Source organism: Helicobacter pylori (genome assembly GCF_030062585.1).
Classification (GTDB): domain Bacteria; phylum Campylobacterota; class Campylobacteria; order Campylobacterales; family Helicobacteraceae; genus Helicobacter; species Helicobacter pylori_CN.
In genome coordinates this window covers 475,621-486,455 of record NZ_CP071935.1, presented here as the reverse complement: position 1 = coordinate 486,455, position 10,835 = coordinate 475,621, and the positions used below count along the sequence as shown (strand labels likewise).

Sequence of the window (10,835 nt, the reverse complement as noted above, 5' to 3'; positions counted from 1 at the left end):
AGAAAGTTTTGTCTTATTTTTAACGCTATTTTAGGAGTTCATCATGAAAAAATCCGTTTTATTGGGCGTTTGCTTGGCTTTTTCTTGCACTCATGCCCTAAACGATTTAGAATTGATCAAAAAAGCGAGGGAAAGCCAGTTAGAACCCATGCCTATGGGCAAAGCGCTCAAAGAATACCAAATCAAAAAAACCAGAGATGTGGGTATTGGTGCTAAAAACAGCGAAATCATGACCTCCGCTCAAGTGGAATTAGGCAAAATGCTCTATTTTGACCCTAGGATTTCCACTTCCTATCTCGTGTCTTGCAACACATGCCATAATTTGGGCTTAGGCGGGGTGGATTTAGTCCCAAGCGCGGTAGGCTCTCAATGGAAGAAAAACCCCCACCTTTTAAGCTCCCCAACGGTGTATAACTCTGTGTTTAATGATGTGCAGTTTTGGGATGGCAGGGTTACGCATTTAAACGAGCAAGCGCAAGGGCCGATCCAATCTTCTTTTGAAATGGGGGCTGACCCTAAAGTGGTGGTAGAAAAAATCAATTCCATGCCAGGCTATGTCAAGCTCTTTAGAAAAGCCTATGGCTCTAAAGTCAAAATTGATTTTAAATTGATCGCTGATAGTATCGCTATGTTTGAAGCCACGCTCATCACCCCAAGCCGTTACGATGATTTTTTAAGGGGCAATCCTAAAGCGCTCAGTAAAGCCGAAAAAGAAGGGCTGGATTTATTCATTTCTAAAGGCTGTGTGGCTTGCCATAACGGCATCAATCTTGGGGGAACGATGCAGCCTTTTGGGGTGGTCAAACCTTATAAATTCGCTAATGTGGGCGATTTCAAAGGCGATAAAAACGGGCTTGTGAAAGTGCCTACTTTAAGGAATATCACCGAAACGATGCCTTATTTCCATAACGGGCAATTTTGGAATGTCAAGGATGCGATTAAAGAAATGGGCTCTATCAAGTTAGGCATTGAAATCAGCGATGAAGAAGCGAAAAAAATTGAAACCTTCTTTGGAGCCTTAAAGGGTAAAAAACCTAAAATAATCTATCCAGAGCTCCCTATAATGACAGACAAAACCCCTAAACCCTCTTTTTGATTTAAAAAAGTCCTTTTAGGGGGCTTTTGGCGCTAAATCTAAAAACGCTCAAAGCATCTTTTGCGATCAAAATAATAAAAAGCTTTCAAAAAACAAGCGATAATCCCTTAAAAAGCGATCTTTATGGGGTTTAGAGGGATTTAGTTGGAGGGTTGTAGGGGAGGATTGTTTCAAAATACCCCCTATCCCCTTAAAAGAATGAGTTTTACCCCTATTCTTAAAATTCTTTTTAATCCCTTTATCATTTAGAATGTTTTTTGATTTTAGATTATATTAAAACATAAACTCATGGCGTTTTCAAATAAATTTTCATTTTTTGGTTGTCTAAAATAAGCGTGTCCTTGCCCTTAGTTACCGTAAAATTACCCTTAAAATTCTCCATAAATTCCAATTCAAACGCCATTAAATGCTCATCTTTACACACTTTCCTTGAAATCCCGCTGTCTTCAATCCCAATGTGCCTATCGCCCTGCCATACATAGCTGGCAAAATACCGGTTGCAATAGCCTTTCCCATAAATACGATTTTCTTTTTGATCAAACACAAACTCTCCCATAGAGCTTTTGGGCTTTGGCTTCTTTTTAAAAAGCTCATACCAGCGTTTTCTTTTTTCTTTTTGCTCTTGCTCTTTGGCTTCAATCGCTGTTTTATCTTCAGGCAAAGCGGTATTTAGAGAGGAATCTTGCTCTTCTTCATGCTCTCTAAAAGCGCTATCAGCGAGCATGGTTTCAATGTCATACACTTGATGGTTCATTTCCACTTTTTGGATATGCCAATCGTTGCTAGAAAGTTTTTTATCAAACATTTTTAAAAAAAAACACCCCGAAAAAACACAAGCCGTTAAAACGCTTGCTCCAGCCAATCGTAAATTCAAACAATTCTCCTTATTTTTTATTTTTTTAACGGGCTTACGCTTTGCGCTTCAATGGCTTTTTTAATCAAAGAAACCGCTTCTTGCATCGCTTGCACGCTTACATGTTGGAGGGATTGTATCGCGCTTTCTTGAAAATCTTGATTGCCATTTTTACTCGTTTTGGTCGTTTTATTTTCCAAGCTAGAAATATTTTCATGCTTAATGATCACTCCAGAATGCGAATCGCCTTTCACGCTAATATCATAGCCTAGTGCAAATTCCGCCCTATAGGTAGAATTTTCTTTTTCTAAAAGAGAAAACGATAAAATCGTAAAACGAACCGCATAAGTGGGCGCGCCCGCACCATAAGGGGGCAAAGCCACGCCTAAGCATGCTTTTTGCGCTTCTTGCATGAACATGGTTTTTAACATGTTGCGAGGCAAGTCTATCCATTTTTGGTGCTTCCCATGCGTGATCTGCCCGTCTTGGGCTTTAAACACGATCTCTTTAGTGTTGAATAAATCCGCGCTCAAAATGCTAATGAGCCTCACTTCAGTCAAAGGTTTAGGGCATTGCGTCATTTCAAAAGAACTCGCATTCAAATCATAAGTTCTGATTTCTGGCAGCATTTGTTTTAAATTAATGCTCAAGCAACCCTGAAGCAACAACGCTAATGCTGATGAGAGTGAAAAGATTTTTATCGCCGTAGCTCTCATGATTATTTCCTTTCTCCAAAAATCGTTTTATAAGGGTTAGCGTCAAATTTGTCTATCAAAGCAGAGCCTTTTTCCACAAAATTATCAATGTTTCTTAGGCTCAACTGCGCTTGCATGATTAAGGGAGTAAACATCGCTTTAAAGTCGTATTGCCCCTCTTTTAAGCGCTTATCCACATTTAAAGCCACATTATTGACATTAGAAACGAGGTTGTTAGCGTTTTTGATTAAGGCATCAAATTGAGTCTTTTTTGAATCCAAATTAGCGATGAGATCATCCACTGAAGCGAGAATGTGCTTGAATTTTTCCACATTTTCATCGTCTAAAATCCTATTCACATTCCTGATTGCTTTCATCACTTCTTGCACCACTTGATTAGCATCACCGCTCAAGCGATCCATAAGCCCTTCTTTAAAGATTAAAATCCGCTCCCCCTTATCGCCACTACCATAAAATTCTTCATTGTGGCTTTGCTCTAAGGCTAAAAATTTTAACCCCATAAACCCTCTAGAAGAAACCGCCACTTTGGAGTCTTTACGGATCTTAACGCTGGATTTAATCATCAAATCTAAACGGACCACCCCCACTTTATCCTTTGCAAAACCCACTTTGATGACATTACCCACTTGAATCCCTTTGTAATTAATGGGCGAATTGGTCGCAATGCCTCCCAAGTCTTTGTCCGTATAGACCACGTATTCATAATACTTCCCGTCATCTAATCCCAAATGGCCTAGCCATAAAATAAAGCCTACCATGCACACTAAGCATAAAAAGAAGAGCCCGCCGATTAAAGTGTAATTCACATGCCTTTCCAAAATTTCTCTCCTCGTGTTGAATTGAATAAATTGCCTTCATCTAGCCCTTGAGTTTGAGCTTTTTTAATAAAATCTTTTAAATCCCCATTAAATTCTAATAGCCCGTCTTTGAGCATGATAAATCGATCCACGCAATCATGCACGGAGTCTAAATCATGCGTGATCATCACCACCGTAAGCTGCAAGCTCTCTTTGAGTGTCATGATGAGTTCGTCAAATTTGCCCGCGCTATAAGGATCTAGCCCGCTTGTTGGCTCATCTAAAAATAAGATTTCCGGGTTAGTTGCCATAGCCCTAGCTATACCCACGCGCTTTTTCATCCCCCCACTCAATTCATAGGGGTAAAGGTGGTAAGCCCTAGGGGGCAAACCCACTTTTTCAATCCACATTTTAGAAATTTCTTCAACAATTTTTTTAGAATAAGCGCCGTATTGCTCTAGCATGACACCCACATTTTCCAAAACCGTTAAAGAGCTATAGAGCGCCCCAAACTGGAAGCAAATGCCGCAGCGGTTAAAAATCTTTTGCTGCTCTGCTTCTTTGAGTTTCCATATATCTTCCCCAAAAAGCAGCACTTCCCCTTTTGTGGGGCGATTGAGTAAGATCATGCACCTTAAAAGCGTGCTTTTACCGCTCCCTGAACCCCCTAAAATCGCCATCACTTCGCCCTTATGCACGCTAAAACTCACGCCCCTATGGATAATGGTACTCCCAAAAGCGCTATGGAGATCCTTCACTTCAATTAAGACTTGATTGTTAGTAGCGTTCATTATATGTTCAACTTAGAAAAGAGAATAGAAAAAATAGCGTCTAAGAAAATGATCCAAAACAAAGCGTTCACGACGCTAATGGTGGTCAAGCGCCCAATGCTCTCGGTATCCCCCTTGACTTCAAACCCGCGCATGCACCCCACCATCGCAATCGCAAACCCCCAAAAAGGGGCTTTGACAATCCCTACCAAAAAATGATTCCAACCCACTGTGTCATGCAGTCTGTCTATATAGCTTGGAAAGCCTAGATCCAATTGGTATTTAATCGCAAACATGCCCCCAAGAATGGCGAACGCATCAGCGATAAACACCAATAAAGGCAAAACAATCACTAAGGCTAACACCCTAGGCAACACTAAAAATTCAAAAGGGTTAAAGCCCATGGTTTTCATCGCATCCAATTCTTCAGTGATCTTCATCACCCCAATTTGGGCGGTAAAACTGCTCGCACTCCTCCCGGCCACCACAAGGGTTAAAATGAAAGGGCCGATCTCTCTTAAAGCGAGTTTGGCCGTCATTTCCACCGACATCAAAGGCGCGCCCATGTCTTGCAATTGTAAAGCCCCTTGCAAAGCAACGGCAAACCCCACGATAAACACCGTTAAAATACTCACCGGCAAAACCTTAAACCCGGATTCATTAATATGATAGAGTAAAGGAGTGATGCAAAAGCGTTTGGGGTTGAAAACGCTTTTAATGAAGTAAAATAAAATCATGCCGCAAAAATTGAACGCGTTTAAAAAGGTGTTATAAGTCTCTACAAGACTCTTACCCAACTTAGTGATCATGAGTTCGTATTTTTTGCCCGCTTTTTTAGATTCCAAATCGTCTTCTTTTTCAAGCCAGTCTTTAACCACTTTCAAAGCGCAAGCGTTATTCTCGCTCACGTTACACAATTCAATGTTTAAAGAACGCTCCTTGATGAGATCAAATAAAAACATGCCAAAAACAAAATCTATTTTTTGGCACCCTGAAAAATCCATTTTTAAAGGCCCTTGATGATCTAATAAATTTTTTTTCAACTCATCTAAACGAAAGACGCTCGTTTTAAAATCCCAATCCCCTCTTAAAATCAGCACAGAGTTAGCCCCATCTTTACGCATCTCTAAAAATTTTTGTTTCTCTGTCTTCATTAAAATATATTCTCTCTTAGATTAGGTAAAATCTATTAACAAAATTTTGTTTGTTAAAACGGCTATTTTAACACAATGATAAAACAAAAGGTTAAACAATATTCTGTTTAATAAAGGATTGATTATTTTTAAAATGTTTAAAAAAATCATTTTTTTTGGCGTTTTCTTAATAGGGGGATTTGTTATTCCGCCCCTTGAAGCCATGCCTATTTTGCATAATAAAACCCCTAAAAAAAATTACCAAGAAGCCCATGAAAAGCTCTATAGAAGCATCATTAACCGCCAAAAGCTCACACACAAAAAAAGCGGATGGTATTTTTTAGGAGGGTTTGGCGCTGTAGAGGCCATTAAGGACTATCAAGGCAAGGAAATGAAAGATTGGATCGCCACGCTCAATTTAAAAACCGGCGTGCAAAGTTTTTTTAAAAAATACATTGGGATCAGGGGGGTTTTTGCATGGGATCTTGGGTCAGGAAAAGTGAATTACCAAAGCCATAAAGATCCTACAAACTCTTTTTTTACCATGCTTGCGGTGGGTTTGGATGTGATTATGGAATTCCCTTTAGGGAGTTATAAGCATTATTTGGGGGCGTTTGGGGGAGCTAGGGGGGCTTTAGTCGTTTATACGGACAAGCAAAATTTCAAGTTTTTTAAACATTCGGTGGTTTCAGGGGGCTTAGCGATTAATGGGGGGGTTATGCTCACGCTTTTTTTAAGACACCGCATTGAATTAGGGTTTAAAATCTTACCCACCGCCAGATTGCTTTCTAGCTCCAAACGCTTTGAGACTTCGCCCTTATTTTATGCGGCATACAGCTATAAATTTTAACCTTTTAGCCAACTTCAAAAATCCAATCTTTAGGGGCTTCTTGTTCGCCTTGTTGGATGGATAAAAGCAAGTCATAGAGTCGTTTAGTAATATGGCCCGGCGTTTCAAAAAAATAAGACTTGTTGTTGTGCGTGATTTCTTTAATGGGCGTAATGATTGCAGCTGTCCCGCACGCTCCAGCTTCTTTAAACGCGCCCAACTCATCCATTAAGATTTCCCTCTCTTCTATGTTGAGATTCAAATATTCTTTAGCCAAAACCATCAAGCTTTTTTTGGTAATGCTTGGTAAAATGCTTGGCGAATGCGGGGTGATAAAGGCATTATCATGCGTTATGCCAAAAAAATTCGCCGCCCCCACTTCTTCAATTTTAGTGTGCGTGGTAGGATCTAAATAAATGCAATCATCATAGCCTTGCTCTACAGCCATTTTATGGGCTAACAGGCTTGCAGCATAATTCCCCCCCACTTTCACCCCACCGGTGCCTTTAGACGCGGCCCTATCAAAAATCGTAGTGATAAACCTAGCCCCTCCTTTTTCTATACCCCCTTTAAAATACGCCCCCACAGGCGCGCAAAAAACGATAAAAAGGTATTCATTAGCCGGCTTCACCCCCAAATTATCCCCCACGCCTATGACAAAAGGGCGCAAATACAAACTCGCCCCGCTTTTGTAAGGAGCGAGCCATTTTTGATTCGCTTTAACTACTTCAGCGCATGCCTTTAAAAACAGCTCTTCGCTCACTTTGGGCATGAGCAGTCTTTCGCATGAAGTTTGCAAGCGTTTGGCGTTTTCTAAAGGGCGAAAAAGTAACGCTTTCCCCTTTTGAGAGCGGTAAGCCTTCAAGCCTTCAAAACAAGCCTGCCCATAGTGTAAGACCGGCGAGCCTTCGCTGATTTGCAACACATTTTCGCTCACCAATTCGCCTTGCGACCACGAGCCGTTTTTATAACTAGCGATGAAGCGAAAATCCGTTTTAATGTAGCTAAAGCCTAGATTTTTCCAGTCTAAATTTTCTAAATTTGGCATTTCACACCTTTAAATGGATAGTTTCAGGTGTGATTGTATCTAAAAAGGGGTTAAAAATCCCTCAAGTAACTGATTTGAAACGCATAAACTCGGCGCACATCAGCCTGTAAGGTGTATCCCTTTTCGTTGGTGATAGAGAAAAGCCGGTGCGTGATCGTAGGCACTTTAATCCCTAATTCCAAGCTATTGTGTTTAGCAATATGGGTGCGGACCCCAAACTTCCATAAAAACTGGAAATTCGCTGGGCTATAACTGGAATTGCTGTGGTGTTTTGCATAATTAGCGATTTCTTTACTGATGCTCGTTGCCCAACTATCCCCAGCCAATTGGATCCCCACCACAAAACCAAAAACCATGTTTTCTTTATTCACAAAATTCCACAGCGTATCCAACCCCACGCCATAAGTGAATAAATTGACATAGTATTGTCCTTGATAGGAATCCCTTTCCGTTAAAGTCGTCCCTCCAAAACTAAAGCTATTGTAAATAAACCCGCTCTCGCCCACCGGGATACCCTTTTTCATCACGCCAAAGCGGTTGTGCGCGTAGTCAAAAAACCCATAATAACGCATGCCAAACCATTTTTTCTTACCAAAAAATTGCTTATAGCCCACTTCAAAACCCGCTCCTGCATAAGGCGGGAACTTTATCAAAGGCTTTTGCAAGCCATTTTCATTCACCATTTTAGTCTGATTTTGTATCATGCTCACCTGGTAATTGACTCCCACAAAAGCCGCGCTCTCTTCAGCGTTCGCTAAAACACCCAAAGCCCCTAATAATATAATTCTTTTCAGCATTCAGTCTTTTCCCTTTATTTTTTGATAACCACTTTATATTATATTAGCTTAACATGGTTAAGTATTACTTATAAAGAAATAATAATATATTTTTTCTTAAACTCAATTAAAAAACTAACCTTTTAGTTCATTCCAACGCTTAGCGATAAACGCGCTCGTTTCTAGCGGCACTCTCAAAGGATACACTTCATCATTAAGAATGCGTTGGATTTCTTGCTGCAACTCTAGGGCGTTTTTTTCTTCAATCTCAAAAATCAATTCGTCATGCACTTGTAAAAGCAGCCTCACTGAAGGGTTGTTTTTGAAACGCTCGCTCACTTTGAGCATGCCCAATTTCAATAAATCGCTGGCACTCCCTTGAAAAATCGCATTCACGCCCTCTCGCAAATAATTGCCCTTGATATAATCATTCACGCCATTAAAATCAAACACCCGATAACGCCCCAGCAAAGTAAAGGCTTTAGAAGTCTTTAAAATCTCTTCTTTCATGCCATTTAGATAATCTTTAATACTAGGGAATCGCTTGAAATACGCTTCTATGTAGCTTTTAGCCTCATTTAAAGAGATGTTTAAAGTTTCACTCAATTTCTTACTCCCCATGCCATACACTAGCCCAAAATTAATGCTTTTAGCGATGGATCGTTTTTCTTTGGCCAAATCTCCACCAAACAACGCCTTAGAAGTTTCTAAATGGATGTCTCGCCCCTTTAAAAACGCCTCCATTAAATCCTTATCCTGGCTAAAATGGGCTAACAAGCGCAATTCAATTTGCGAATAATCCACCCCTAACAAACAATATTCTTTAGAGCTGGCAATAAAGCCCTTACGAATGAGTAAGCCTTTAGGCGATCGCACCGGGATATTTTGCAAATTAGGCGAATGCGAGCTTAAACGCCCGGTAGCTGTGCCGGTTTGGATGAAAGTGGTATGGATTTTATCGTCTTTGTCTTTTAGGCGCAATAAGGGGGTGGTATAAGTGTTAAAAAGCTTGTTCAATTCTCTGTATTCTAAAATCAAAGCGATGCTTGGGTGCTTGTCTAGGATTTTTAACAAATTTTTTTCATCGGTAGAATGGCTTTTATTTTTAGGAAGCTCTAATTTTTCATACAAAATCTCGCTGAGTTGTTTGGGCGAATTGAGGTTAAAATCCACGCCGATTAGATCCAAAATTTGGCGCTCTAAAACTTTTAATTCATCTTTAAACTCCTGCTCTAAGCGCTTGAAATAAGGCGCATCAATCTTAAAGCCTTGAAATTCCATGCCCATTAAGACTTTCATAAAGGGCGTTTCAATGTCTCTAGCTAAAGTGAGCAAACCCTCTTCTAACCCCCCTTTTTCAAAATACTCGCACAAACGCTTTAAAGCGCTTAATTCCAAACTCAATCGCTCTGATTTTTCCGCCTTGCTTGTTGTTTTAAAATCTTTGATTTTTTCATGCGGAATCAATTCTTCTTTTAAATATTCCTTTAAAACCTCATCAAATCCCACTTTTTCCGGATTTTTTAAAAACGCTAAAATTTGAGTGTCTTGGATGCGAATGTTTTCCAAAGACACCTGATATTTGGCTTTTAAAAAGCTCAGTAAGGGTTTTAAATCATGCCCAATGATACACGCATGCTGTAAGATTTGAGAAAAAGCGTTTTGCAAAAACTCTAAAGAAAAGGGCGAAAATAACGCCTCTTCTAAGGGTAAAAAATAACCTTGATCTTGTAATAAAAACGCTAGGGCCAGAACTTTTTTTTCTTTATCTAACACCAAACGCATAAAAACCCTTGCGTTAGGATTTTTTAATTTTTCTAAAAACATGCTAAAAGATGCGGCGCTTTCTAAAACGATCATGCGCGATTTTTTAGGGGCGTTGTCTAAGGCGGAGGCGTTGTCTGCAATCAAAGAGGAATTTTCTAAATCCCTTAAGGTAGAAATAAAACCATATTCTTTCAATTCATCTTTAATTTTCAATAGGGGGTTTTCGCTAGGAAAAGCGCAACTCAAAAAATCAAATTCCTTAATACACCCTCTTTCTAAAGTGGCTAATTCTTTGCTTAAAAACGCGCTTCCTTTGTCTTGTATCAAGGCTTGATACATTTTAGGGCTGAGTAAATTTTTCGCCAAGTCTAAATTTTCATAGATTTTTTCCAAACTCCCCAATTGCTGTAACAATTCCTTAGCGTTCTTGCTCCCAATGCCTTTAATCCCCTTGTAATTATCGCTGCTATCCCCTACAATGCCTTGATAATCCGTGAATTGACTCGGCAAAATCCCGTATTTTTCCACGCAATCTTTCACCAAAAACTCCGTTTTGCCATCAAAAAGCGCGATCTTATCGCTCAAAAGCTGGTTAAAATCCTTATCTTTAGAATAAATGCGCGTTTTATAAGGGCTTAGCGTAGCCAAGCTTGCGATCACATCATCGGCTTCAAACCCGCTTATTTCCACGCAAGTAAAACCCATTTTTTGCAACCATTCTAAGGCGATAGGGATTTGTAAAAGCATCTCTTTAGGGGCGTCTTTGCGATTTTGTTTGTATTCGCCTAATTTTTCAGCTCTTTTAGTTTTAGTCTGGCTTTCTAGAGCGAACACGATAAAAGGCATGTTTTTTCTGTCTTTATAAAATTTTTTAACCATGCCCACAAGCCCCGTTAAAAGCCCTGTAGGAAAGCCCTTATCGTTGGTTAAGGGTTTTGTTTTAGCGCTCATGTAATAGCTTCTAAACAAATATGCAAAAGTATCAATTAAAGCTAAAGTCCCTTCTTTAATAACCGGCTGTTCCATTATTCAACCCTCTTCAATCAAGCG

General features: G+C 39.8%; 10 protein-coding genes. 2 read left to right on the top strand and 8 right to left on the bottom strand.

Annotation, left to right across the window (positions count from 1 at the left end):
- Positions 1-43: 43 nt before the first annotated feature.
- Positions 44-1,096, top strand: coding sequence for a cytochrome-c peroxidase (locus tag J5F42_RS02310; RefSeq protein WP_283491490.1), 1,053 nt, complete (start codon positions 44-46; stop codon positions 1,094-1,096).
- Between the two features lie 286 nt (positions 1,097-1,382).
- On the opposite strand, the gene J5F42_RS02305 is transcribed toward J5F42_RS02310, so the two are convergent.
- The 5 genes from J5F42_RS02305 to J5F42_RS02285 are packed head-to-tail and all read right to left on the bottom strand — an operon-like array spanning position 1,383 to position 5,386.
- Entirely contained in the window at positions 1,383-1,970 is a 588-nt protein-coding gene (locus J5F42_RS02305) for an META domain-containing protein (RefSeq protein WP_001053529.1), read from the bottom strand.
- 17 nt (positions 1,971-1,987) lie between these two features.
- Entirely contained in the window at positions 1,988-2,665 is a 678-nt protein-coding gene (locus J5F42_RS02300; protein ID WP_079371253.1) for a hypothetical protein, read from the bottom strand.
- Between the two features lie 2 nt (positions 2,666-2,667).
- The gene (locus J5F42_RS02295; RefSeq protein WP_283491489.1) at positions 2,668-3,483 is read right to left on the bottom strand and encodes an MlaD family protein; all 816 of its coding nucleotides are present in this window, start codon (positions 3,481-3,483) and stop codon (positions 2,668-2,670) included.
- Positions 3,468-4,253, bottom strand: coding sequence for an ABC transporter ATP-binding protein (locus J5F42_RS02290; RefSeq protein ID WP_000994578.1), 786 nt, complete (start codon positions 4,251-4,253; stop codon positions 3,468-3,470). The genes J5F42_RS02295 and J5F42_RS02290 overlap by 16 nt, the downstream gene beginning before the upstream one ends.
- On the bottom strand, positions 4,253-5,386 hold the full coding sequence (locus J5F42_RS02285) for an ABC transporter permease (RefSeq protein WP_283491488.1): 1,134 nt from the start codon (positions 5,384-5,386) through the stop codon (positions 4,253-4,255). Before J5F42_RS02285 ends, J5F42_RS02290 begins: the two co-directional genes overlap by 1 nt.
- Positions 5,387-5,519: 133 nt before the next feature.
- Between J5F42_RS02285 and J5F42_RS02280 the strand changes: the two genes are divergently transcribed.
- On the top strand, positions 5,520-6,215 hold the full coding sequence (locus tag J5F42_RS02280) for an outer membrane protein (protein ID WP_283491487.1): 696 nt from the start codon (positions 5,520-5,522) through the stop codon (positions 6,213-6,215).
- 4 nt (positions 6,216-6,219) lie between these two features.
- Here the strand turns inward: J5F42_RS02280 and ilvE are convergent, their stop codons facing one another.
- From ilvE to polA, 3 genes are all read right to left on the bottom strand, one after another.
- Complete coding sequence (gene ilvE / locus J5F42_RS02275; RefSeq protein ID WP_283491486.1) at positions 6,220-7,242, bottom strand: branched-chain-amino-acid transaminase; 1,023 nt, start codon at positions 7,240-7,242, stop codon at positions 6,220-6,222.
- Between the two features lie 50 nt (positions 7,243-7,292).
- Positions 7,293-8,039 carry an outer membrane protein gene (locus J5F42_RS02270; protein WP_097683178.1) on the bottom strand — a complete coding sequence of 249 codons (747 nt, stop codon included), beginning with the start codon at positions 8,037-8,039 and terminating at the stop codon, positions 7,293-7,295.
- A gap of 114 nt (positions 8,040-8,153) precedes the next feature.
- Complete coding sequence (gene polA, locus J5F42_RS02265) at positions 8,154-10,811, bottom strand: DNA polymerase I (RefSeq protein ID WP_283491485.1); 2,658 nt, start codon at positions 10,809-10,811, stop codon at positions 8,154-8,156.
- Positions 10,812-10,835 lie beyond the last annotated feature (24 nt).

Excerpts from the sequence above, each read along its gene's own strand:
- J5F42_RS02290 (WP_000994578.1), bottom strand. The coding sequence starts at position 4,253 with ATGAACGCTACTAACAATCAAGTCTTAATTGAAGTGAAGGATCTCCAT.
- ilvE (WP_283491486.1), bottom strand. The coding sequence starts at position 7,242 with ATGCCAAATTTAGAAAATTTAGACTGGAAAAATCTAGGCTTTAGCTAC.
- polA (WP_283491485.1), bottom strand. The coding sequence starts at position 10,811 with ATGGAACAGCCGGTTATTAAAGAAGGGACTTTAGCTTTAATTGATACT.
- J5F42_RS02270 (WP_097683178.1), bottom strand. The coding sequence starts at position 8,039 with ATGCTGAAAAGAATTATATTATTAGGGGCTTTGGGTGTTTTAGCGAAC.
- J5F42_RS02310 (WP_283491490.1), top strand. The coding sequence starts at position 44 with ATGAAAAAATCCGTTTTATTGGGCGTTTGCTTGGCTTTTTCTTGCACT.
- J5F42_RS02280 (WP_283491487.1), top strand. The coding sequence starts at position 5,520 with ATGTTTAAAAAAATCATTTTTTTTGGCGTTTTCTTAATAGGGGGATTT.
- J5F42_RS02300 (WP_079371253.1), bottom strand. The coding sequence starts at position 2,665 with ATGAGAGCTACGGCGATAAAAATCTTTTCACTCTCATCAGCATTAGCG.
- J5F42_RS02285 (WP_283491488.1), bottom strand. The coding sequence starts at position 5,386 with ATGAAGACAGAGAAACAAAAATTTTTAGAGATGCGTAAAGATGGGGCT.